The organism is Streptomyces oryzae (assembly GCF_017676365.1).
GTDB classification, from domain to species: domain Bacteria; phylum Actinomycetota; class Actinomycetes; order Streptomycetales; family Streptomycetaceae; genus Streptomyces; species Streptomyces oryzae.
Map to the genome: position 1 here is coordinate 1 of NZ_JADKMA010000125.1, position 21,872 is coordinate 21,872.

19 protein-coding genes and 1 pseudogene are annotated in these 21,872 nt (G+C 72.6%); 10 read left to right on the plus strand and 10 right to left on the minus strand.

Annotated features, from left to right (window positions below; all coding sequences use genetic code 11):
- Positions 1-293 precede the first annotated feature (293 nt).
- Positions 294-758: a MaoC family dehydratase gene (locus ITI46_RS22350; protein ID WP_209241494.1), complete on the plus strand. Its 465-nt coding sequence runs from the start codon at positions 294-296 to the stop codon at positions 756-758.
- A gap of 12 nt (positions 759-770) precedes the next feature.
- On the opposite strand, the gene ITI46_RS22355 is transcribed toward ITI46_RS22350, so the two are convergent.
- From ITI46_RS22355 to ITI46_RS22365, 3 genes are all read right to left on the minus strand, one after another.
- The gene (locus tag ITI46_RS22355) at positions 771-1,406 is read right to left on the minus strand and encodes a TetR/AcrR family transcriptional regulator (RefSeq protein WP_209241495.1); all 636 of its coding nucleotides are present in this window, start codon (positions 1,404-1,406) and stop codon (positions 771-773) included.
- Positions 1,407-1,460: 54 nt separating this feature from the next.
- Positions 1,461-2,546, minus strand: coding sequence for a zinc-binding dehydrogenase (locus tag ITI46_RS22360; RefSeq protein ID WP_209241496.1), 1,086 nt, complete (start codon positions 2,544-2,546; stop codon positions 1,461-1,463).
- Between the two features lie 70 nt (positions 2,547-2,616).
- The gene (locus ITI46_RS22365) at positions 2,617-4,035 is read right to left on the minus strand and encodes an aldehyde dehydrogenase family protein (protein ID WP_209241497.1); all 1,419 of its coding nucleotides are present in this window, start codon (positions 4,033-4,035) and stop codon (positions 2,617-2,619) included.
- A gap of 271 nt (positions 4,036-4,306) precedes the next feature.
- Between ITI46_RS22365 and hmgA the strand changes: the two genes are divergently transcribed.
- Both hmgA and ITI46_RS22375 read left to right on the plus strand, forming a co-directional pair.
- The gene (gene hmgA, locus ITI46_RS22370) at positions 4,307-5,677 is read left to right on the plus strand and encodes a homogentisate 1,2-dioxygenase (protein WP_209241498.1); all 1,371 of its coding nucleotides are present in this window, start codon (positions 4,307-4,309) and stop codon (positions 5,675-5,677) included.
- Between the two features lie 24 nt (positions 5,678-5,701).
- Positions 5,702-6,463, plus strand: a complete 762-nt coding sequence (locus ITI46_RS22375; RefSeq protein WP_209241499.1) for a GntR family transcriptional regulator — start codon at positions 5,702-5,704, stop codon at positions 6,461-6,463.
- Between the two features lie 91 nt (positions 6,464-6,554).
- On the opposite strand, the gene ITI46_RS22380 is transcribed toward ITI46_RS22375, so the two are convergent.
- A complete protein-coding gene (locus ITI46_RS22380) occupies positions 6,555-6,821 on the minus strand; it encodes a hypothetical protein (RefSeq protein ID WP_209241500.1) in 267 nt (88 codons plus the stop codon).
- 295 nt (positions 6,822-7,116) lie between these two features.
- On the opposite strand from ITI46_RS22380, the gene ITI46_RS22385 reads away from it, so the two are divergent.
- Together ITI46_RS22385 and ITI46_RS22390 are read left to right on the plus strand one after the other, a co-directional pair.
- On the plus strand, positions 7,117-8,370 hold the full coding sequence (locus tag ITI46_RS22385; protein ID WP_247746404.1) for a DUF5925 domain-containing protein: 1,254 nt from the start codon (positions 7,117-7,119) through the stop codon (positions 8,368-8,370).
- Between the two features lie 74 nt (positions 8,371-8,444).
- On the plus strand, positions 8,445-9,080 hold the full coding sequence (locus ITI46_RS22390) for a hypothetical protein (protein ID WP_209241501.1): 636 nt from the start codon (positions 8,445-8,447) through the stop codon (positions 9,078-9,080).
- Positions 9,081-9,142: 62 nt separating this feature from the next.
- On the opposite strand, the gene ITI46_RS22395 is transcribed toward ITI46_RS22390, so the two are convergent.
- The gene (locus tag ITI46_RS22395; protein ID WP_307808273.1) at positions 9,143-9,535 is read right to left on the minus strand and encodes a GntR family transcriptional regulator; all 393 of its coding nucleotides are present in this window, start codon (positions 9,533-9,535) and stop codon (positions 9,143-9,145) included.
- A 95-nt stretch (positions 9,536-9,630) separates the two neighbouring features.
- Here ITI46_RS22395 and ITI46_RS22400 point away from each other — a divergent pair, with 95 nt between their 5' ends.
- On the plus strand, positions 9,631-10,563 hold the full coding sequence (locus ITI46_RS22400; protein WP_209241502.1) for a GNAT family N-acetyltransferase: 933 nt from the start codon (positions 9,631-9,633) through the stop codon (positions 10,561-10,563).
- Between the two features lie 19 nt (positions 10,564-10,582).
- Here the strand turns inward: ITI46_RS22400 and ITI46_RS22405 are convergent, their stop codons facing one another.
- Together ITI46_RS22405 and ITI46_RS22410 are read right to left on the minus strand one after the other, a co-directional pair.
- Positions 10,583-11,779: a MarP family serine protease gene (locus ITI46_RS22405; RefSeq protein WP_209241503.1), complete on the minus strand. Its 1,197-nt coding sequence runs from the start codon at positions 11,777-11,779 to the stop codon at positions 10,583-10,585.
- 128 nt (positions 11,780-11,907) lie between these two features.
- The gene (locus tag ITI46_RS22410) at positions 11,908-12,909 is read right to left on the minus strand and encodes a helix-turn-helix domain-containing protein (protein WP_209241504.1); all 1,002 of its coding nucleotides are present in this window, start codon (positions 12,907-12,909) and stop codon (positions 11,908-11,910) included.
- 106 nt (positions 12,910-13,015) lie between these two features.
- Here ITI46_RS22410 and ITI46_RS22415 point away from each other — a divergent pair, with 106 nt between their 5' ends.
- From ITI46_RS22415 to ITI46_RS22425, 3 genes are all read left to right on the plus strand, one after another.
- On the plus strand, positions 13,016-14,254 hold the full coding sequence (locus ITI46_RS22415) for a YbfB/YjiJ family MFS transporter (protein ID WP_209241505.1): 1,239 nt from the start codon (positions 13,016-13,018) through the stop codon (positions 14,252-14,254).
- A gap of 230 nt (positions 14,255-14,484) precedes the next feature.
- On the plus strand, positions 14,485-15,507 hold the full coding sequence (locus ITI46_RS22420; RefSeq protein ID WP_209241506.1) for a lytic polysaccharide monooxygenase auxiliary activity family 9 protein: 1,023 nt from the start codon (positions 14,485-14,487) through the stop codon (positions 15,505-15,507).
- Between the two features lie 137 nt (positions 15,508-15,644).
- Positions 15,645-16,295: a pyridoxamine 5'-phosphate oxidase family protein gene (locus ITI46_RS22425; RefSeq protein WP_247746405.1), complete on the plus strand. Its 651-nt coding sequence runs from the start codon at positions 15,645-15,647 to the stop codon at positions 16,293-16,295.
- Positions 16,296-16,323: 28 nt separating this feature from the next.
- On the opposite strand, the gene ITI46_RS22430 is transcribed toward ITI46_RS22425, so the two are convergent.
- Positions 16,324-17,214 (minus strand): alpha/beta fold hydrolase, encoded by an 891-nt coding sequence (locus tag ITI46_RS22430; RefSeq protein ID WP_209241507.1) that lies wholly within the window; start codon positions 17,212-17,214, stop codon positions 16,324-16,326.
- Positions 17,215-17,521: 307 nt separating this feature from the next.
- On the opposite strand from ITI46_RS22430, the gene ITI46_RS22435 reads away from it, so the two are divergent.
- Positions 17,522-19,864, plus strand: a complete 2,343-nt coding sequence (locus tag ITI46_RS22435) for a heavy metal translocating P-type ATPase (RefSeq protein WP_209241508.1) — start codon at positions 17,522-17,524, stop codon at positions 19,862-19,864.
- A 194-nt stretch (positions 19,865-20,058) separates the two neighbouring features.
- Here the strand turns inward: ITI46_RS22435 and ITI46_RS22440 are convergent, their stop codons facing one another.
- Positions 20,059-21,054 carry a DNA polymerase Y family protein gene (locus ITI46_RS22440; RefSeq protein ID WP_209241509.1) on the minus strand — a complete coding sequence of 332 codons (996 nt, stop codon included), beginning with the start codon at positions 21,052-21,054 and terminating at the stop codon, positions 20,059-20,061.
- Positions 21,051-21,872: pseudogene (locus tag ITI46_RS22445) on the minus strand (DNA polymerase III subunit alpha); the annotation flags it as partial. The gene ITI46_RS22440 and the pseudogene ITI46_RS22445, both read right to left, overlap by 4 nt.

Sequence of the window (21,872 nt, forward strand, 5' to 3'; positions counted from 1 at the left end):
CCCCCCGCCTGGGCTTCAGCAACCCCCTCCCTTCCCAGGGCTGAAGCGCCCCGAAGGGGCGCGGGGCTGTTCCGATATGCGGCTCCGCCGCGCGGGCGCGACAAGCCACATCACGACGGAACCCCGGCGACCGGGCGCACCCCTACGGCGGGCTGCCGCCGCAAGCAGGGCCTGCGCAGACAAGGACCGGGCACCCGATGGGGGTGGCGCAACACCGCGGGGCCCTGTCATGCTGACGGCACCCACTGAGCACCCGCTTAGCCCACGGCAACCCGCACGGGAGGAACATTCACATGGCGGAACCCCGGCTCTTCACCTCGGCCGAAGAGCTCCGCGCCGCGGTCGGCCAGGACCTGGGCCACAGCGACTGGCTGGAGGTGGACCAGAAGCGGATCGACCTGTTCGCCGACGCGACGGGTGACCACCAGTGGATCCATGTGGACCCGGAGCGCGCCGCCGAGGGCCCCTTCGGCAGCACCATCGCGCACGGCTATCTGACGCTCTCGCTGCTGCCGGCCCTCGTCCCGCAGATCCTGCGCGTCGAGGGCATGAAGATGGGCGTCAACTACGGCACCAACAAGGTGCGTTTCCCGGCGCCCGTGCCCGTCGGCTCCCGGCTGCGCGCCCGGGCGACGCTGGCCGACGCCCAGGAGACGCCGGACGGCGGCGTGCAGGTTGCCGCGCAGGTGACCGTGGAGCGGGAGGGCGGCGACAAGCCGGTGTGCGTCGCGGAGAGCCTCAGCCGCTACTACTGGTGACGCTGCCGGCGGTCACGCCGGCAGCCCGGCAGTCCGGTGCCCCGCCATCCGCAGGGCGAGATCGGCGTACAGCTCGCCGATCTCCTCCGGCGTCCTGCGTCCCTCCGGGCTGAACCAGCGGGCTACGTCGATGCACAGCGACATCACCGCCAGCGCGGTACCACGAATGTCGGAAATATCGAACTCGCCCGCCGCGACGCCCTCTTCCAGCACCCCGCGCAGAATCTCCTCGCTGCGGCGGCGCAGCACCACGATCTGCGCGTAGTGCTCCTCCCCGAGCGCCGCGAGCTCGTACTGCACGACGCGGGCCGTGGTGTGGTGCTCCGCGTGCCAGCGCACGAACGCGCGGACGGCGCGTGCCAGTCGTTCCGCGCTGTCGGCCGCACCCGCTGTGCCCGCAACGGACTCCTCCAGCACCGCCACCGAGCGCTCGTGGCCGACCCTGCTGATGTGGAAGAGCAGCTCTTCCTTGGTCTTGTAGTGGATGTAGAGCGCCGCGGGGCTCATCCCGGCACGGCCGGCGATGTCGCGGGTGGTGGTCGCGTGGAAGCCCCGCTCCGCGAAGGCCCGGACGGCGCCCAGGAGGAGGCGGCGGGCGGCGTCCGGGGTGACGCCGCCAAACGATTCGTCGATCTCGCCCGTCGTCATCCGGCCAGCTTACTGTGCACTGAGCGGCTGCTTAGCCCCTGGCCCCGCCCGGCCTCAGAACACCACCAGCGTGCGCCCGCCCCGCCCGGCCCGCATCGCGGCGAATGCCTCACCTATGCCTTCCAGGCCCACCCGCTCGGTCACCAGCGCGCCGAGCTCCAGCCGCCCGTCGCGTACGTGCTGGGCCAGCACCGGGACGTCCCGGGCCGGGTCGGAGTCCCCGTAGACGCAGCCCCGCAGCTCCCGCGCGAAGTGGAAGATCTCCAGCGCGGAGAGCGAGACACGCTCGTCCTTGCCGCCGATACCGACCACGGTGGTACGCCCGCCGCGCCGGGTGGAGTCCCAGGCAGCGCGGATGGTCTCCGCGCGGCCCACGCACTCGATGGCCACATCGGCTCCGAAGCCGCCCTCCGTCAGCCCGCGTACGGCTTTGGCGGTCTTCTCCCCGGCGACGACGAAGTCCGTGGCACCGGCGGCCCGTGCCATCTCCTCCTTCTCCGCCGAGACGTCCACGGCGATGATCTGCCCGGCGCCCGCCAGCCGCGCGGACTGCAGGGTGGCCAGGCCCACCCCGCCCACGCCGTACACCGCCACCGACTCCCCCACCCGGACCCGGGCGCTGTGGTGCACGGCGCCGTACCCGGTGAGCATGGCGCAGCCGAGCAGCGCCGCGTCCTCCAGTGGCACCCCGGGAGGCAGCGGGAGGACCGCGCGCCGCGGGACGACCGTCTCCTCGGCGAAGGCCGCGACGCTCAGCCCGGGGTAGAGGCCGTCGCCGCTGCGGGTGCTGGCGTAGGGGGTGGTGGTGGCCTCGTTGGCGCGGGTGCACAGCCACGGCTCGGACAGCTGGGCGCAGAAGTGGCACTCGCCGCAGTTCGGCGCCCAGTTGAGCACGACGCGGTCGCCGGGCGCCATGTCCAGCACGTCCTGCCCCACCGCGACGACGGTGCCGGCGCCCTCGTGCCCGAGGACGGCGGGGACGGGCTGGCGCAGGGTGCCGTTGGCGAGCGAGAGGTCGGAGTGGCACACCCCGGCCGCTGCCAGCCGCACCCGCACCTGGCCGAGGCCGGGGTCGGGCAGGGCTATCGAGGTGACTTCCAGCGGTGCGGAGACGGCGGGCAGTACGGCGGCGCGAACCATGCGAGCTCCAAGCGGCGTGCGGGACGGGGGGCGGCCTCAGCCGGACAGCCGGACGACGGGTTGACGGGCGTCAGAACTGGAGGGACTTGGTCTGCAGATACTCCTCCAGGCCGTGGACACCCAACTCCCGTCCGACGCCTGACTGTTTGTATCCGCCGAAGGGCGCCAGGGGGTTGAACCGGCCGCCGTTGATGTCGACCTGTCCGGTCTCCATCCGGCGCGCGAACGCGACGGCCTCGTCCTCGTTCTCGGACCACACGGCGCCCGCGAGGCCGTAGACGGTGCCGTTGGCGATGCGCAGCGCGTCCTCGGTGTCCTCGTACTTGAGGATGGCCAGCACAGGGCCGAAGATCTCCTCCTGCGCGATGGCCATCTCCGGGGTGACGTCGGCGAAGACCGTGGGCCGCACATAGTGGCCGCGCTCGTGTCCCCCGGGAAGCTCCGCGCCGCCCGCCACGAGCCGGGCGCCCTCCTCCACGCCGCGCCTGATGTAGCCGGTGACCCGCTCGTGCTGCTTCGCATTGACGACAGGGCCGACGCGGGTGGTCTCCTCCAGGGGATGGCCGGTGACGTACTTGGCCGCTGCCTCGGCGGCCAGCTGTACGGCCTCGTCGTAGCGCTCGGCGTCCACCAGCATCCGGGTCCAGGCGCTGCACGTCTGGCCGGAGTTGGACATCACGTTGGCGACACCCACCTTGACGGCCTTCTTCAGGTCGGCGCCGGGCAGGATGACGTTGGCCGACTTGCCGCCCAGCTCCAGCGCGACGCGCTTGACGCCGGCCGCCGCCAGCGCACCGATACGGCGGCCGACGGCGGTGGAGCCGGTGAAGGACAGCAGGTCGATGCCGTGGTGCTCGGCCAGCGCCTGCCCGGCGACCGGCCCGAGCCCGGTGACGAGGTTGAAGACGCCCGCCGGCACGCCCGCCTCGTGGACGGCCTCCGCGAACAGCTGGGCCACCAGCGGGGTGTCCTCGGCCGGCTTGAGCACCATGGTGCAGCCGGCGGCGAGCGCAGGCGCCGCCTTGGCCACGATCTGGTGCAGCGGATAGTTCCACGGCGTGATGGCACCGACGACACCGACGGGCTCACGCAGCACCCGGGAGTTGCCGATCCGCTCCTCGAAGGCGTAGTCGGCGGCGAGTTGGGCGTATCCGGCGCAGACCGCGACCGGCACGGCGGCGTGCACCTTCTGGGAGAAGGCGAGCGGCGAGCCGAGCTCGGCGGTGATGGTCTCGGCGATCTCCGTGCGCCGGCCGGCCAGGATCTGCTGGAGGGCTTCGAGGCGCGCGGCGCGTTCGGCGGGTGGGGTGGCGGCCCAGCCGGGGAGCGCGGCGCGGGCGGCGCGCACGGCCGCCTCGACGTCCTCGGGCCCGCCCGCCGGGACGGTGGCCAGGAGGGTTTCGTCGGCGGGGTTGGTGACCTCGATCGTCCCGGTGCCCGCCGCCGGGCGCCAGGCGCCATCGATGTACATGCCATCGTGTGCCTTCATGAGAGCAAACCTACTGTCGAGTCAGCAAGGTGTCAGCACGGCGTCGGAGTGCCCTGGATCACCGCGCGGACGGTAGCGGAACCCGGTGTCCGGCGCCGGGCGCGGGCGCACCCCGCGCAGGGGCGGAGGCGCACGGTGCGCAGGGCGGCGGTGCGCGGCCCGGCGGACGGAGGCGGACAGTGCGCCGGTGCGGGGGCGCGTGGTGCGTTGACGGGGGTCCTGGTTATTCCTATGGTCCTACACAGGATTACCTGAGGCGGCGGGAGTTGGCATGGGCCAGGGCACCGACAGCACCACCAGCACGACCAGCACCTCCGGCGACCGGGCGCGGGAGCAGGCACGCAGGGCGGCCGAGGGCCTGAGCCATCTGTCCGGCTTCGGCAACGAGCACAGCAGCGAGGCCGAGCCGGGCGCGCTGCCCATCGGCCGCAACTCCCCCCAGCGCGCCCCCCTCGGCCTGTACGCGGAGCAGTTGAGCGGCAGCGCCTTCACCGAGCCCCGGGCGCACAACCGCCGCTCATGGCTCTATCGGATCCGCCCCTCGGCCGCACACCCCCGCTTCGTCCGCACGGACAACGGCACCCTGCGGGGCGCGCCCTTCGAGGAGACGGTCCCCGACCCGAACCGGCTGCGCTGGGGCCCGCTGCCGGAAGCTCCGGCCGGCACCGACTTCCTCTCGGGCCTGTGGACGCTCGGCGGCAACGGTGACGCACGGCAGCGCTGCGGCATGGCCGTCCATCTGTACGCCGCCAACGCGTCGATGACCGACCGGGTCTTCAGCGACGCCGACGGCGAGCTGCTGATCGTCCCCGAGCGCGGCGCGCTGCTGCTGCGCACCGAGTTCGGGCTGCTGCGGGCCGAGCCGAGCCAGGTGGCGCTGATCCCGCGCGGAGTGCGCTTCCGCGTCGAGCTGCTGGAGGAGAGCGCGCGCGGGTACGTCTGCGAGAACTACGGCCGCCCCTTCACGCTGCCCGACCTGGGGCCGATCGGCGCCAACGGACTGGCCAGCGCGCGGGACTTCCTGGCACCGACGGCCGCGTACGAGGACGTGGAGGGCCCGGTCGAGGTCGTCAACAAGTTCTGCGGAAATCTCTGGAGCGCCGTCTACGACCACTCGCCGCTGGATGTCGTCGCCTGGCACGGAAACCATCTGCCCTACGTCTACGACCTGCGGCGCTTCAATGTGCTGGGCACCATCAGCTACGACCACCCGGACCCGTCGATCTTCACCGTGCTGACCTCGCCCTCGGACACCCCGGGGCTGGCGGGCGTGGACTTCGTGGTGTTCGCGCCCCGCTGGCTGGTGGGCGAGGACACCTTCCGGCCGCCGTACTTCCACCGGAACGTGATGAGCGAGTACATGGGTTTGATCGAGGGTGCGTACGACGCCAAGGCGGAGGGTTTCGTCCCCGGTGGCGGCTCGCTGCACAACATGATGTCGGCGCACGGCCCCGACCGGGAGACCTTCGAGCGGGCCTCGGCCGCCGAGCTGCAGCCGCAGAAGGTCGACGACGGGCTGGCCTTCATGTTCGAGACCCGCTGGCCCGTCACGCTCACCGAGCAGGCCGCCGGCGCCGCCCATCTGCAGCCGGACTACGACGCGGTGTGGCAGGGTCTTGAGCGTCACTTCCCGGCCCCCTGACGCCCTGCCGCGGAGGCACGTCCCATGACGCCGCTGTTCACCCCGGATTCCGTCGAGCTGAACCGGAAGCTGCCGCTCTGGTACCAGGTCTCGCAGTCGCTGCGCGCCTCCATACTCGGCCGTCCCCCGCAGGCACCCGACCGGCTGCCGCCCGAGGACCAGCTGGCAGGGCACTACGGCGTCAGCGTGCTGACCATGCGTCAGGCACTCAAGGAGCTGGAGGCGGAGGGGCTGATCAGCAGGCACCGGCGGCGCGGCACCTTCATCGAGCCGGACGCGCGCCGCTCCCGTCCGGTGCGGCTGCTGGGCTCGGTGGACACGATCGTGGCCCAGCAGTCGGGCGAGCCCACCACGCTGCTGGACCACGGGCCGGAGCCGGTCCCCGCCGAGCTGGCGGAGCACTTTCCCGGTGTGAGCGAGGCGATGGCCTACCGCAGGCTGCGCTGCGAGCGGGAGAGCGGCGAGCCGACCAACTGGGCGCTCAACCTCATCAGGCCGGACGTGGCCGAGCACATCGACCCGGCGGATCTGCGCCGGGGCTGGCCGATGACGAAGGTGCTGCGGGACCGGGTGGGGGTGCGCATCAGCAGGATCACGGACACGGTGGAGGCGCGGCTGGCCGACCCGGAGACGGCCCGGCTGCTGCAGGTGCCGCTGCTGAGTCCGATCCTGCACTACACGGGGGTGACGTACGACGGGGAGGGGCGGGTGGTGGATGTGGTCCGGATCCACTACCGGGGGGATCGGTTCGCGTTCTCCGTCACGCTGGAGAATGTGACGGACTGAGCTGTTCGGCGCCTGCCCTCGCCTGTTTTCGCAGACTGCGGGGTGGGTGGGTGGTGGGGGACGGCCGCCGGGAGCAGTCCGGCGGCCGCCTTCAGCCGCGTCCGCCGAAGAGCGTGCGACGCAGCTTGCGCAGTGGAGCGAGGAGCGAAACCCGCGCACCGCGGTTGCTCGCCCGGCTCCGCACCGCGTCGCGTTGCGTTATCTCACGCATCAGCGTCGTCGCGTCCTCCGTCTCACCCTGGGGGACGGCGGGACCTGCGAGCACGGAGAGGTGCCGGTCGAGGCGCGAACTCGTCGCGCCCGTACCGCATTTGATCGCGGGCACACGCGCCCTGCTGCCGACTGTTATCTGTTCCATGTCACTCCCCACCCGTACGAGGGCACCCGGCCCGGGCAGAGTAACCCTATCTCCCGACCACGACATGCGTGTATCCCGGCCACAGCATTCACCTGCCCCACAAGGCTGTTGAGGAACACGGTACGCCGTCCCCGCACCTGCCGGGCACCCCGGGAAGCCGTACAAATACGGACACATCGCTCGGAGTTCGGAAGGCGACGGGCGCACACAGGGGGCGGACAGCGTCTTCTGGTGCGCTGGGGCGCGCCGCGAAACCCGCGTGCGAGTGGAGCCATCATGCCGGATCATGGCGGTCATGTGTACCGACCGCCGACCCGACGACAGGAGTTCGGCCCTGGCTTCCGAGACCTCGAAGACGCCCCCGACCGCCCCCGCTCCGGGCCGCGACCGTACCGCGCCGCAGTCCAGTCCGCAGACCGGCCAGGAGACCGGCCGGGAGACCGGTCAGCACGCCGCTGCGACGCCGCCCGAGCGGGCCGTGGCCTCCCGGCTGCACATCGACGACAGCGACTCCGCCGGCGACATCATCGACGCGCTCTTCCTGGGCCGCTTCACCGTGGGGGAACAGCCCTACTCGCGCAGCCACACCGTCGACCGCATCAAGAAGGGCCACACCCTGCTGCCGCCGGGCGCACACGTGCTCCGCGAGGCGAAGGACGACAACTCCGGCTCGGTGCTCGCCGAGGGTGACGGCTGGACGGTACGGGTCTCGCGGTGGAACCGGGGCGCCGAGGTCACGGTCACGGCGGTCACCGACGAGCTGGCCGAGCAGCGGCTGAAGCAGGCCGTGGACGGCGCCGAGGACGAGCCCGAGCCCCAGGAGGACCAGGTCTCCATGGGGTTCTGGTACCACTCCCCCATGCGCGGCCCGCGCCGCACCTCACGCACCATCAGCGCCGGTTCCTGGGCGGATGTGCGGCAGAACTACACCGCGCGGGTGGCCACCGCCATGGACGAGCTGATGAAGGTCACCCCGGACGACATCTCCGGGCGCCTCCTGCTGCTGCACGGCCCGCCCGGCACCGGCAAGACCTCTGCCCTGCGCACGCTGGCCCGCTCCTGGAGCCAGTGGTGCCAGGTCGACTGCGTCCTGGACCCGGAGCACCTGTTCAACAACATCGGCTATCTGATGGACATCGCCATCGGCGCCGACGACTCCGACCCGGAGTCCGGCCGCTGGCGGCTGCTGCTCCTGGAGGACTGCGACGAACTGATCCGCGGCGAGGCCAAGTACGCGGCGGGGCAGGCACTCTCCCGGCTGCTGAACCTCACCGACGGGCTGCTCGGCCAGGGCCGCAACGTGCTGGTCGGGGTCACCACGAACGAGGACCTGGAGCGGCTGCACCCGGCCGTGGTCCGGCCCGGGCGCTGTCTCGCCCGGATCGAGGTGGGCTCGCTCAGCCGCGCCGAGGCCGTCGCCTGGCTCGGCACCGAGGAGGGCATCGGCCGCGACGGCGCCACCCTGGCGGAGCTCTACGCCCTCAAGAAGGGCAAGCGCCCCGCCGACGTCCCTCACCAGGAGCGGGAGAGCTCGGGCCTGTATCTGTGACCGGGCCCGGACAACCATCCGCCGCACTCAGTGGTCTTCCCACACAACAGCCAGCTCAGGGGGAGGACCCGCATATGCGCTCTCGCTCCGTCGTCGGCACGGCCACCGCCACAGCCGCCGCGACTGCCGCCCTGCTCACAGCCGCGACGGCCACCGCCGCCGCGGCTCCGGCGGCCCCGGCGGCGCCCCGGAGCACGGCACCCGGCTTTCTCACCGCCGACGACCTGCCCCCGCACTCGACGTCGCCGTGGTACGAGGGCCCGGTCGCCAAGGGGCTGCCGGACCCCGAGACGTTCTGCGTCGACGGTGCGATCCCCGACAAGGGCGGCACCTATCACCGGCTCTTCCGCACCGACTACGACACCAACGCCTCCCAGGTCGGCGTCGCGGCCAAGTCCGCGAAGGCGGCCGGGAAGCTGGCGGCGAAGCTGGAGAAGCGCGTGGCGAACTGTGCCGCCGACTGGCTGCGGGACAACCCCGGCAGCACGGCGTCCTGGGACGACTACGGCACGGTCGAGGCGGGGGACGGCGCCCACATCTACGGCGTGCACACCGCACCGGCGGAGTCGGAGCACGGCGTGAGCCTGTTCGCGGTGGTGCGCAAGGGCGCCAAGGTCACCGTGGTCCGCTGGGCGGAGATGGGCACGCTGGCGGACGCCCCGGCGGCGGCGTTCCGTATGACGACGACCAAGGCGGCGGCCCGCCTCTGAAACGGCACCCGGCAGAGCGTGCCCCCAAAACAGGAGGGGCACGCAAGGCCGCCGGATACCCCTTACGCGCCGTACTGCGCGCGGAGCGCGTCCCGGGCGGCGGCCAGCGCCGCGTCCTGGCCGGCGCCCAGCCGCCGCGCGCGGGCCGCGAAGGTCTGTGCGGCCTCGGCCAGTTCACGCTCCATGGCACCGCCGGCGGCGGCGATGAAGGTGCCGTTGCGGCCCCGGGTCTCGATGACGCCGTCGGTCTCCAGCGCGCGGTACGCCTTGGCGACCGTGTTCGCCGCCAGCCCCAGCTCCTCGGCGAGGCCGCGCACGGTCGGGAGCTTGTAGCCCGTGGGCAGTTCGCCGTCCCGCGCCAGCGCGGCGATGCGCGCCCGCACCTGCTCGTACGGCGCCTCGGGCGTGTCGGCGTCGAGGGTGATGCTCAGGGCATTCGATGGGTTCCGCGGCACGGGTCCTCCGGGGAGCGAGGGGCTACGGCCCGATTGTCCCCCACCTCGGGAAAACGGGAAGCGGTACGCCGCGCTGGCGCCGTAGCCTCCCCGCCATGACGCTCACAGTCCGCGCACTGCGCCCCGACGATCCGCGGGACGCCGAGGCCGTCGCCGCTGCCCGCCGCGCGACCGTCCCGTATCTCGTCTCCACCGCCGAGGCGCTGCGCTGGGAGGTGGCGCACGCTCCAGCCGGGCAGCGGCTGCACCGGCTCCTCGCCGAACGGCCGGACGGCACGGTGGCGGGCTGCGCGGAAGCAGGTCTGGTCGCGGGGAGCTCCGAGCCCGGGCACGGGTTCCTGCACACGTCGGTCCCGCCCGCGGCGGCAGGACGGGGGGTGGGCTCGGCGCTGGTGGCCGCCGGGGAGGAGTATCTGGCGGGGCTGGAGGTACGGCGGGTGCACAGCTGGGTCGCCGACGACGACCGTGCCGCGGGCTTCGCCGAGCGCCGCGGGTACGCCCGCTCCCGGCAGGCCCGCTTCCTCGGGCTGGAGCTGCACAGCGCGGCCCTGCCCGAGCTGCCGGAGCCGCTGCCGGCGGGGGTCACGCTGTGCCCGGTCGCCGCGTTCGCCGACGATCTGCGTCCGCTGTACGAGGCGGACACGGAGTGCGCGGCGGACGAGCCCGGCGATGTACGCGTGGGCCGCATGCCGTACGAGGAGTGGCTGCGGCACAACTGGCAGCGGCCGGACTGGGACCGGGGGCTGAGCAGTGTGGCCCTGGTGGACGGCCGAGTGGCGGCGTACAGCGTCGCGCAGACGGACGGCGTGGACCGCTACTGGTCGGGGATGACGGGCACCCGGCGGGCCTTCCGGGGCCGCGGGCTGGCGCGGCTGGCCAAGCTGGCGGCGCTGCACCGGGCCCGCGCCGCGGGCTATCTGCACGCCTACACCGGGAACGACGCGACCAACGCGGCCATGCTGGCGGTCAACCGGCGCCTGGGCTATGCCGAGGTCGCCACGGAGTGGCGCTGCGTCAAGCAGCTGTGAGGGGCCCGGCGGCCTGGGGTCACAGCGCGGAGCGGTCGCCGGTGTCCACGGCGACGGTGGAGTCCGCGGCCTGCTGTGCGGCGCTCCGCACCTGGTCGGCGGTGAGCGCGTAGCCGGTTCCTGGGTCCGTGGTGGAGCGGGCGAAGACGACCCCGTACACCCGTCCGCCGGGCGTCAGCAGTGGGCCGCCGGAGTTGCCCGGCCTGACCTGGGAGCGTATGGCGTAGATGTCGCGGGTGGTCAGCTCGCCGCCGTAGATGTCCTGGCCGCGTGCCGGGGTGCGGGCTGCCACGGCGGCTGCTCGCAGGTCCAGGCCGCCGTTCTCCGGGTATCCGGCGACCACTCCCTGGTCGCCCCGGGTGGCGTCGCCCGCGAAGTGCAGCGCGGGCGCGGTCAGGCCCGGCACGTCGAGGACGGCGATGTCCTTCTCGGGGTCGAAGAGGACGACCTTCGCCGCATGCGGGCGTCCCACTCCGCCGACCCGGACGGTCGGCGCGTCGACGCCGGCGACGACGTGCGCGTTGGTCATCACATGGCCGCGTGCGTAGACGAAGCCGCTGCCCTCCTGGCCCTGCCGGCCGCCGTCCACGTCGGCGACGCCTTCCACCTTGACCGTGCTGCGCTGGGCCGCGGCCGTGGCCGCCTGGGTGACGGCGTCACCCGAGGGCTGGGGCACCGAGGCGCCGGGCTCCTGCTCGAACGGGTTGAAGACCGGGGGGAAACCGGCCGTGGTCAGCGCGCCGGTGGCGCGGTTGAACCACGTCGCGGCGCTGCCGGGCATCCGCTCGTGCACGCCCTCCAGCAGGGAGGAGCCCCTTATCGCCTGGTTGAGCGCCGGTGAGGGCGAGGCGGCGAGCGCACTGCCCGCGACCCATCCGACGACGAGCACGGCGACGACGTTGACGAGGGCGCCGCCCGCTCCGTCCACCCAGCGTGCGGGGGTGCGGCTGAGCGCGTCGCGTATCCGCCAGCCGAGCGGGGAGGCCAGTGCGTGCCCGGCGAGTGCGGGCGCCAGCACGGTGAGCAGCGCGAGGACCGTCGCCGCTGTCGTCCCGCGCTCCGTGAGGTCCAGGACGAACGGCAGCAGCCAGACGCCGAGGACCGCGCCTCCGACGAAACCGGCGAACGAGACCAGCCCCGCGACCAGCCCCCGGCGGTAGCCGGAACCGGCGTAGGCGAGCGCTGCGAAGATCAGGAGCAGGTCCAGCAGATTCACGACAGCGCTCCCTCCCTTCGCCCGCTTGTTCACTGGCTGCCCTCCGGCGGGGCGTTCAGGGAGAAAAACGCATAACCACAGCTAGCGGTTCCCCTGTGCTCGACCGCACACCTCCCCGTCACGTTCCGTCACGGCGCTCCGCGCTGCCTGAAGGTGCGGCGGTAGGCGGCGGGCGTGGTTCCCAGGGAGCGGCGGAAGTGCTGCCGCAGCACGTCGCCCGTCCCCATTCCGGCGCGCTCGGCGACCGAGTCGACCGGCAGGCCGGTGGTCTCCAGCAGTTCCCTGGCCCGGGCGAGGCGCTGCCGGTTGAGCCACTTGAGCGGGGTGGTGCCGGTCTCCCGTACGAAGTACCGGCCGAAGGTACGGGTGCTCATCCCGGCGCGGGCCGCCAGCGCGCCGATGGTGAGGGGCTCGTGGAGCCGGGCCAGCGCCCAGTCCAGCACGGGCGCCAGGCCGCCGGCCCTGGCGGTGGGCGCGGGAGGGGAGGGCACGTACTGAGCCTGCCCGCCCTCCCGGTGCGGCGCCACCACCATCCGGCGCCCGACCTCGGCGGCGGCAGCGGAGCCGTGGTCGACGCGGACGATGTGCAGGCACAGGTCGATGGCGGCCGCGGTGCCGGCGCTGGTGAGCACATCACCGTCGTCCACGTACAGCGAGTGCTCGTCCACCCGTACCCGTGGGTGGAGCCGCCGCAGTTCGTCCGCGTACATCCAGTGGGTGGCCGCCGTGCGTCCGTCCAGCAGTCCGGCGGCGGCGAGTACGAACGCGCCGGAGCACAGGGACACCATGCGCGCTCCCCGGGCGTGCGCGGCGCGTAGCGCGTCCAGCAGCGCGCGGGACGGCTGGTAGGAGCCGAGCACACAGGCAGGGACGACCACCGTGTCCGCGTCGGCCAGCACCTCCAGTCCCCGGTCGGCCGCCAGCCGCAGCCCGCCCGGCGCCCTCCCCCAGCCGTCGGCCGGCGGGCCCTCCCGACCTGCGGTCCGTGCCTGTCCCCCGCCGTCCTCGGACTCGGCGCACAGGGTCAGTTCGTAGCCCGGGGACTGGAAGACGGCGGCGGGGACGCCGAGCTCGAAGAGCGCGGTCTCCCCCAGCACGACGACCGCCACCCGGATCGGCGGAGTGTCCATAGTGCTCGTGGTGCTCGTGGCAGCGTTCCGGACCATGGCGCAAATATACGGCTACCTGTCATTTACGCCAGTGGTGAGGCGGGCGCGGGGCTTCGAGGGTGGAGTCATGCCTGCGATACGCGCCGCCTCAGCGGCCCCTCGGCTCCCCTCTCCCCCGTCCAGGACCGGCCTGGCGCCGCACTGGCGGCTCGGGCTGACGGGTATGGCCGCGATCGCCGTCACCTTCGGGTTCGCGCGCTATGGATACGGGCTGTTCCTGCCGGAGTTCCGGGAGCGCTTCGGACTGTCGGTCTCGCTCGTCGGCCTGATCGGCAGCGCTTCGTACGCGGGTTATCTGGTGGCGTTGTTGCTGGTCGGCGGGCTGGTGGCGCGGTTCGGGCCGCGGCCGCTCGTGGTGGTGGGCGGCGGGTGCGCGACGGTGGGTACCGCGCTGGTCGCCCTGGCCACCGGTCCGGGCACGCTGACGGTGGGGCTGGTGCTGGCGGGCAGCAGCTCGGGGTGGGCGTGGGCGCCGTATGCGGACGCCGTCGACCGGGTCGTGCCGCCCGCGCTGCGGGAGCGGGTGACGGGCATGATCGCGACCGGGACCGCGTTCGGGGTCGCCGTGGCCGGACCGCTCGCACTCGCCGCGCGTGGCACCGGATGGCGGCTGGTCTGGCTGGTGTTCGCCGCGCTGTCGCTGGCCACCACGGTCGCCAACGCACGCGTACTGCCGAGCGGGCCGCACGAGCCGCGTGCGCCTCATGAACCGCACGAGCCGCGGGGGCTGCGCCGGTTCGCCCGGCGGGAGGCGGTACCGCTGTTCGCGACGGCGCTGCTGTACGGCTGTGTCGGCGCGGTGTACTGGGCGTTCGCGGTGGAGGCGGTCGCCTCGGCCGCCGGTGCCGACAGTTGGCTCTCGCCGTTGTTCTGGACCGTGATGGGGCTGGCCGGCACGGCAGGGGTGCTGACCGGGCACGCGATAGTGCGCCATGGGCTGCGCCGGGTGCAGACGGGGTTGTTCGCGGGGATGTCGTGCGCCGTCGCGCTGCTGGGGACGGCACCGGGCTCGCTGCCCGCCGTACTGGGCTCGGCGGTGGTCTACGGCCCCTGTTTCATGGCGGGTTCCGGACTGCTGGCCGTATGGAGCCACCGGGTCTTCGCTGAGCAGCCGTCTACGGGGTTCAGCGGGACCGTCTTCTTTCTCGGCCTGGGCACCCTCGTCGGACCGGGGGCCGTGGGCGCGGTCGCCGGAGTGTGGGGGCTGCGGACGGGGCTGTTGCTGACCGCGGCGCTGGGGGCGCTCGCGCTGGCGGCGCGTCCGGCGGGGCAGGTCTCCGGTCGCCGAGCCTGTTCGGGCACTTAGAGGCGCCTTAAGCGAAGCCTAAAGATCGCCGGAGCGGGCCTCTCGGGGCGGTTCACGGGCCGCGGTGTGGCTAACGTGCCGGTCACCGGGGCGGGTTCGGCGCGGCCGCAGGGGAGGCGGCTGTTGAACCCGGCCCGGGGCGCAGACGTAGTGCAAGTGCACGTCGACGCCGATCGGGAGGCCGCCGTCGAACCGGCCTCCGCCCCCCACCCCGTGACAAGGAGCCACTCATGACCGCTCGCCGCACGGCCACAGGGATCGTCGCGCTGGGTTTCGCCCCGCTGGTGCTCACCGCGGTGGCTGCCACCCCCGCCGCCGCGCACGGTTCCATGACGGACCCCGTCAGCCGGGTCTCCGCCTGCTTCGCCGAGGGGCCGGAGAGCCCGAAGTCGGCGGCGTGCAAGGCCGCAGTCGCCGCCGGCGGAACGCAGGCGCTCTACGACTGGAACGAGGTCAACATCCCCGACGCGGCCGGCAAGCACCGGCAGATCATCCCGGACGGAAAGCTGTGCAGCGCAGGCCGCGACAAGTACAAGGGTCTCGACCTGCCCCGCAAGGACTGGCCGGCCACGGCGATGAAGCCGGGCGGGCACACCTTCCAGTACAAGGCCACCGCACCGCACAAGGGCACCTTCGAGCTGTTCATCACCAAGGACGGCTACGACCCGGCCAAGCCGCTCAAGTGGTCCGACCTGGAGGCCAAGCCGTTCGCCAAGGCGACCAACCCGACGCTGAAGGACGGCAGTTACGTCTTCGACGGCACCGTGCCGCAGAAGTCGGGGCGGCACCTGATCTACAGCATCTGGCAGCGCTCGGACAGCCCTGAGGCGTTCTACACCTGCTCGGACGTGACCTTCGGCGGGAAGAACAACCCGGCCGGGAGCGCGCCCGAGGCCCCCGACGACACGCAGATCGAGGAAGGCAGCGACAAGTCGACCGTGGACCACGACGGCCACGGCGGCGACCAGCACGGCGCGGGGAACCACGCGGGGCACGGCGCACCGACGCAGCAGCCGGCCGGGAGCGAGGAGGGGACCGGCGGCGAGGAGAGCACCGGAGGCGAGGAGGAGACCACGGGCTCCACCGGCAACGCGCCTGAGCCCAACGGCGGCTCCGAGAAGGCGAATCTCGCCGAGACCGGCGGCAGCGACAGCACCGCACCGCTGGCCATCGGCGGCGCCGCCGTCCTGGCGGCGGGCGCCGGCGTGCTGTTCGCCACGGCCCGCCGCCGGTCCGCCAAGTCCCGCGGCTGACCTCACCCGGCCGCGGTCGGCGCCGCTTTCCCCACCGCTACGAGGATTTTCCCGTCAGGCAGGGATTTTCCCGTCGCACCGGGGAAAGCGGCGTCGTACTCTCGTTCTCCCTACAGCGGTTGAAGAGCGGAGCGCTCATGACGGCACGGCGGACGACGGAAGCCATGGTGGAGGTCACCAGCGAGGAGGAGCTGCGCACCCTCGTCGGGGAGCCGGCCTCCCACGCGGTGAACAAGAACCGCACCACGCTGCATCAACTGGACCGCGAGTGGCTGGCTCATTCGCCGTTCTGCCTCATCGCCACCTCGGCGGCCGACGGAAGCTGCGACGTCTCGCCCAAGGGCGACCCGCCCGGCTTCACCAAGGTCCTGGACGACCGTACGATCGCCATTCCCGACCGGCCTGGCAACAAGCGCATCGACGGGCTGCGCAACATCCTGTCCAACCCGCACGTCGGCCTCATCTTCTTCCTGCCCGGCCGCGGCGACACCCTCCGGATCAACGGACGGGCGCGGATCGTGCGCGAGGCGCCGTTCCTCGAGGAGATGGTGGCACGGCGCAACCGCCCCAAGCTGGGGCTGGTGGTGGAGATCGAGGAGATCTTCCACCACTGCTCCAAGGCGTTTCTGCGCTCCGGCACCTGGCAGCCGGAGACCTGGCGGCCGGACGCGGTGCCGAACCGCGCCCGGCTGGCCAAGGCCCTCGACCGGCCCGAGGACTCCCTGGAGTCCCTGGAGGAGTACTACGGGCCGTCGTACGAGCAGAAGTTGCACACCGAGGGCTGGTGAGCAGTGCCGGCCGGTGAGGCTGTGCTGCTCAGGACAGACAGGTCGTCGGGGTGGCGTGGGCCGGGTCGAGCGCGTTCGCGGCCTCGTGCCATGCCACCCGGTCGGTGAGCGCGATGGCCAGGTGCTCGGAGAGGTCGATCGGGCACAGGTCCTGGAGCGTCACGTTCTTCACGCCGGGACCGTCGAGGAACCCTGTCCGGTAGGGCGTGGCGACCTCGTCGTACTTGGTGGCGATCACGGTGTACTTGACGCCGGGCACCGTGTCGCCGCCCTCGTTGAGCTTCTTGATGAAGTCGGAGCCCTCCTTCTGCTGGAGCAGCGACGGGCCCACCTGGTCGACCACGTCGCCGGCGGGCGGGAACGCGTCGACCAGCTTCGTCAGCCCGCTGAGGGTGGTGCCGTGGTTGGTGGGTGCGATACCGACGAGTGCGTTCACCTTCGGGGCGCCGCCGAGAAACTTGAGGTAGTAGCGGGGCATCACGCCGCCCTGTGAGTGGCCGACGATGTCGACCTTGCCGGCGCCGGTGGCGTCAAGCACCTTGTCGACGTAGGCGTCCAGTTGCTTCGCGGAGTCCTCGATGGGACCGAGCCCATGGAAGAAGGGCTTGCCGGGCAGTTGCCCGTAGTCGAGGGAGAAGACGCAGTAGCCCCGGTTGACCAGGTAGGGGGCGAACCCGAGCCAGTTGTCCACGGAGTTGCCGAAGGTCCCGTGGGCCAGGACGACGGGGCGGGGGTGTGCGGCCGAGGGCTTGCAGGAGTAGTCGTTCCAGCCGCTGGTCACTCTCCCGTCCTCGGACGGGGCAGGGGTCGCGGCTTCGGCGCCGGTGGGCAGTGCCACGACGGCGATCGCCATGGCCGCGGCGGTGGCGGCTGCTCTGCGTACACGCTTCGCTGACGACGCTGACAGCTTCAGCTTCATGTCCGGCTCCTGGTGCTGTGAGGGATGGGGGTGGGGGTGGAGCGGAGCTGTTGAATGGCCGACAACCTACGCATGAGTAGGGTTGGTTGGCCAGTGTCCGTACGGGACGAAATCCGTTGTCCGCACGCGCCGGATTGCTCATTTCCCTCACTTGTCAGCGCGCGGGCATCACTGCTGGCAGGCGGCCACTCACTCTCCGGCAGCACTTGCAATGATTACCCCTGGGGGGTATACAGAACAGGTGCCCTGTCGATACCCCTCATGGGTATGACACAGTGGGTACGCGAACTGCTGACTCGGAGGGACCATGTCCGCGACGCATCAGAGCACGGAGAGCACCACAGGTGCGGGGATCCCGGCCCCCGGCACCGAGGTCGAGCTGGCGATCGGCGGGATGACCTGCGCGTCCTGCGCCGCTCGCGTCGAGAAGAAGCTGAACCGGATGGCGGGCGTCACGGCCAGCGTCAACTATGCGACGGAGAAGGCCAAGGTCAGCTTCGCCGACGGCATCGCGGTGGACGACCTGATCGCCACGGTGGAGGCCACCGGCTATACGGCGACCCCGCCCGCGCCGCCGCGCGCGGAGCCGGAGCCGGGGCCGGGCGAGGGCGGTGCGGGGGAGGACGAGCAGCTGCGGCCCCTGCGGCAGCGGCTGATCGGCTCCGTGATCCTCGCGGTGCCGGTCATCGCGATGGCGATGGTCCCGGCGCTGCAGTTCGAGTTCTGGCAGTGGCTGTCCCTCGTCCTGGCCGCGCCGGTCGTGGTGTGGGGTGCCTGGCCCTTCCACCGCGCCGCGTGGACCAACGCCCGGCACGGTGCGGCCACCATGGACACGCTCATCTCGCTGGGCACGTCGGCCGCGATGCTGTGGTCGCTGTGGGCGCTGTTCTTCGGCACCGCGGGCGAGCCGGGTATGACGCACCCCTTCGAGCTGTCGATCGCACGCAGCGACGGTGCGGGCAACATCTACCTGGAAGCCGCCGCCGGCGTGACGGCCTTCATTCTGGCCGGGCGGTACTTCGAGGCCCGCTCCAAGCGCAAGGCAGGCGCCGCGCTCCGGGCCCTGCTGGAGCTGGGCGCCAAGGAGGTCACCGTCCTGCGGGACGGCCACCAGGTGCTGATCCCCACCCAGGAGCTGGCTGTCGGTGACCGTTTCCTCGTCCGGCCAGGCGAGAAGATCGCCACGGACGGCACCGTGGTCGAGGGCAGCTCCGCCGTGGACGCCTCGATGCTCACCGGCGAGTCCATGCCCGTCGAGGTCACCGTCGGCGACAGCGTCACCGGCGCGACACTCAACGCGGGCGGCCGGCTGGTGGTCGAGGCCACCCGCGTGGGCGCCGATACCCAGCTGGCGCGGATGGCCAGGCTGGTCGAGGACGCCCAGAACGGCAAAGCCGCAGCCCAGCGCCTCGCCGACCGCATCTCGGGCATCTTCGTGCCCGTGGTGATCTTCCTCGCCCTTGCCACCCTCGGCTTCTGGCTGGGCAACGGCGCCGGGCTGACCGCCGCGTTCACCGCCGCGGTGGCCGTGCTGATCATCGCCTGCCCCTGCGCGCTGGGCCTTGCCACCCCCACGGCGCTGATGGCCGGCACCGGACGCGGCGCCCAGCTGGGCATCCTGATCAAAGGCCCCGAGGTCCTGGAGACCACCCGCCGGGCCGACACCGTCGTCCTGGACAAGACCGGCACCATCACCACCGGCGAGATGACCCTCCTGGCCACGCACGTGACGGACGGGACCACCCAGGAGCAGGTCCTGCGGCTGGCGGGCGCCCTGGAGAACGCCTCCGAACACCCCATCGCCCAGGCCGTGGCCAAGGGCGCCGAGCGCGAGTACGGCTCCCTGCCCGTCCCCGAGGACTTCACCAACGTCCCCGGGCTTGGCGTCCAGGGCGTCGTCGAGGGCCACGCGGTGCTGGTGGGACGTGAAAAGCTGCTGGAGGTGGGGGCACCCCCTGGACCGGAGCTTGTCGGAGGTCCTCGGGGGAGGGCGCTGGAGCTCCCGGCGGAGCTGGCCGCCGCGAAGGAAGCAGCCGAGCAGGCCGGACGCACGGCGATCACCGTGGGCTGGGACGGCGCGGCCCGCGCCGTGCTGGAAGTCGCCGACGCGGTCAAATCCACCAGCGCGGAGGCCATCCAGCGGCTGCGCGCCCTGGGTCTGCGGCCGATGCTGCTGACCGGCGACAACCGCACCGTCGCCGAGTCGGTCGCCGCCGAGGTCGGCATCCCCGCGGAAGATGTGATCGCCGAGGTCATGCCCGAGGACAAGGTCGAGGCGGTCAAGCGTCTGCAGGATGAGGGCCGTTCGGTCGCCATGGTCGGCGACGGGGTCAATGACGCGGCAGCGCTTGCCCAGGCCGACCTCGGCCTCGCGATGGGCACCGGCACCGACGCCGCCATCGAAGCCGGCGACCTCACCCTGGTACGCGGCGACCTGCGCGCCGCCGCCGACGCCATCCGCCTCTCACGGCGCACCCTCGGCACGATCAAAGGCAACCTCTTCTGGGCGTTCGCCTACAACGTCGCCGCGCTGCCGCTCGCCGCGGCCGGCCTGTTGAACCCGATGATCGCCGGAGCCGCCATGGCCTTCTCCTCCGTCTTCGTCGTCAGCAACAGCCTGCGCCTACGCCGATTCCACCCCGCGGAGTAAAACGCGCCCCGCATGGGGGCTGCGCTTGCCCACCCTGCGCCCCTGGCGCAGACTGCCCAAGCGCAGCAGGCGCGCCCCGAAGGGGCGCGGGGAACTGCTCCCCCAAGCTCTTCGAGCAGGGGGGTACCCCCAAAGCCACAAACAAACCCGCAGCCCGCAAACAACAGCCAGGGGCACCCCCTCCCCGGAAACAACTAAGCAGCCCGCGACGGATCCGAACCCGCAGGCCGTACCGCGTAGCGCCCGAACCGCCGACGGGCGCAGTCGGCCGCCGCCTCCACACGGCGCGCCCTCTCATCCCGTACATCGAACGACAGCTGCCGAGCAGCCAGCTCGGCAGCTGTCAGTTCCTCGGCGCGCAGCGCCACCCCCCGCACCCGGGCACGCTGCAACCCCAGCGCATCGTGCAGGGCATAGGCGGCCCCGGCCAACGCGGGGGTGTGCGCGGTGGGTTCGGCCAGCGTCCGGGTACGGGTGGTGGCGGAGCGGTCCGCGTACCGCACCGTGAGCGTCAGCGCCCGGGCCACCTGTCCCTCGGCCCGCAACCGGAAGCCCAGTTCGTCGGCGAGGGTGAGCAGCGCACTGCGGCGGCGCTCCGCATCGAGTTCGTCCAGCTCGAAGCGGTGCTCGGCGCTCGCCGAGCGGGGCGGTGCCGTGGGGGTGACGGGCGTGGGGTCGATACCCCGCGCCCGCTCGTGCAGCCGTCGGCCCGCGGCGGCGCCGAGGATGCGCTGGAGGGTGGCGGGCGGCGCGGCGGCGAGCCGGCCGACGCTGTCGAGTCCGTACGCGCACAGCGCCCGCGCCGTTGCCGGGCCGACGCCGTGCAGCGCGGCCACCGGTCTGCTGTCGAGGAATGCGGCAACCTCCTCGGGGCGTACCTCCCTCACCTGCCCCGGCTCCCCCGCCTGGGCGGCCATCCTGGCGAGCAACGGACTGGCGGCGACGCCGATGGTGCAGCAGACGCCGTACAGGGCGAGCGCGCGCAGCCGTACGAGCCGCGCCAGTTCGGCGGCGTCCCGCTCGAAGTACCGCAGCGCGCCCCGGACATCGGCGAGCGCCGCGTCCGGCGGGAGGGACTGGACGACGGGGGTGATGTCGGCGAGCAGGGCGAGGAGCGCTTCGTACCGCTCGGGGGTGAGGTCACCTGCGGGGGCGCCGAAGTGCACGTAGAGCACCGTTGTGCCGGTCATCCCGCGCTCCCCGTGCTGGAGTGCCACATCTTGCGCAGGGCCTTGGCGGAGCTCGCCGTCTCGCCCGCGGGGCGGAGGTCGGCCCAGGGGTGCATCTCGTAACCGGGGGCGACCTCGATGGTGCGGCCGGGCCCGGCGGCGGGCTCACTCCCAGGGGCCTCCCCCAGTCGCGCCGTGACCGCCTCCAGGCCGCCCTCGCGGCGGAGTTCGACCAGTTCGGCCAGGTTCCAGGCGGCGGAGCCGACGACGGTGAGGCTGCGCGGGCCGCGCCGCTGGACCACTCCGCGCACCAGCAGCAGCCAGGAGTGGAAGACGGTGTGGGCGCAGGCCGCGTGCGAGTCCTCGAAGAAGGCGAGGTCGGACAGCCCGGTGCCGTCGTCCAGGGTGGTGAAGATGACGCGCTTGCCCGAGGCGAGCGGCGGGGTCTGGGTGGCGGCCTTGGCGCCCGCGATCAGCACCGTCTCGCCGTGCCGGGCCGAGCGCAGGGTGCGGGCCGAGTGGGCGCCCAGCTCCCGCAGGAACGCGACATGGTCGGCCATCAGATGGCGGGAGGTGTCCATACCGAGGACGTCGAGTTCGGCGCCGAGCCGTTCGTTGCTGTCCAGGTCGGGCAGATGGACGGGCTCGGCCTGGTGCGGGGTCCCATCTGTGGCCCCGCCGTCCGCGGGGGCGCTCTCCCCCAGCGCGAGCTGTCCCTCGCGCGCCCCGGCAGCGCGCTGGGCGCGGTGCAGTTCGGCGATGTGCAGCAGCAGGTCGCGGCGGTTGCCGCCGGGCGCGAAGGCGTCCAGCGCACCGACCTGGGCGAGGCGTTCGGCCAC

Excerpts from the sequence above, each read along its gene's own strand:
- ITI46_RS22420 (WP_209241506.1), top strand. The coding sequence starts at position 14,485 with ATGACCGCTCGCCGCACGGCCACAGGGATCGTCGCGCTGGGTTTCGCC.
- ITI46_RS22440 (WP_209241509.1), bottom strand. The coding sequence starts at position 21,054 with ATGACCGGCACAACGGTGCTCTACGTGCACTTCGGCGCCCCCGCAGGT.
- ITI46_RS22425 (WP_247746405.1), top strand. The coding sequence starts at position 15,645 with ATGACGGCACGGCGGACGACGGAAGCCATGGTGGAGGTCACCAGCGAG.
- ITI46_RS22365 (WP_209241497.1), bottom strand. The coding sequence starts at position 4,035 with ATGAAGGCACACGATGGCATGTACATCGATGGCGCCTGGCGCCCGGCG.
- ITI46_RS22415 (WP_209241505.1), top strand. The coding sequence starts at position 13,016 with ATGCCTGCGATACGCGCCGCCTCAGCGGCCCCTCGGCTCCCCTCTCCC.
- ITI46_RS22435 (WP_209241508.1), top strand. The coding sequence starts at position 17,522 with ATGTCCGCGACGCATCAGAGCACGGAGAGCACCACAGGTGCGGGGATC.
- ITI46_RS22390 (WP_209241501.1), top strand. The coding sequence starts at position 8,445 with ATGCGCTCTCGCTCCGTCGTCGGCACGGCCACCGCCACAGCCGCCGCG.
- ITI46_RS22355 (WP_209241495.1), bottom strand. The coding sequence starts at position 1,406 with ATGACGACGGGCGAGATCGACGAATCGTTTGGCGGCGTCACCCCGGAC.
- ITI46_RS22380 (WP_209241500.1), bottom strand. The coding sequence starts at position 6,821 with ATGGAACAGATAACAGTCGGCAGCAGGGCGCGTGTGCCCGCGATCAAA.
- hmgA (WP_209241498.1), top strand. The coding sequence starts at position 4,307 with ATGGGCCAGGGCACCGACAGCACCACCAGCACGACCAGCACCTCCGGC.
- ITI46_RS22400 (WP_209241502.1), top strand. The coding sequence starts at position 9,631 with ATGACGCTCACAGTCCGCGCACTGCGCCCCGACGATCCGCGGGACGCC.
- ITI46_RS22430 (WP_209241507.1), bottom strand. The coding sequence starts at position 17,214 with ATGAAGCTGAAGCTGTCAGCGTCGTCAGCGAAGCGTGTACGCAGAGCA.
- ITI46_RS22350 (WP_209241494.1), top strand. The coding sequence starts at position 294 with ATGGCGGAACCCCGGCTCTTCACCTCGGCCGAAGAGCTCCGCGCCGCG.
- ITI46_RS22385 (WP_247746404.1), top strand. The coding sequence starts at position 7,117 with ATGTGTACCGACCGCCGACCCGACGACAGGAGTTCGGCCCTGGCTTCC.
- ITI46_RS22410 (WP_209241504.1), bottom strand. The coding sequence starts at position 12,909 with ATGGACACTCCGCCGATCCGGGTGGCGGTCGTCGTGCTGGGGGAGACC.
- ITI46_RS22375 (WP_209241499.1), top strand. The coding sequence starts at position 5,702 with ATGACGCCGCTGTTCACCCCGGATTCCGTCGAGCTGAACCGGAAGCTG.
- ITI46_RS22360 (WP_209241496.1), bottom strand. The coding sequence starts at position 2,546 with ATGGTTCGCGCCGCCGTACTGCCCGCCGTCTCCGCACCGCTGGAAGTC.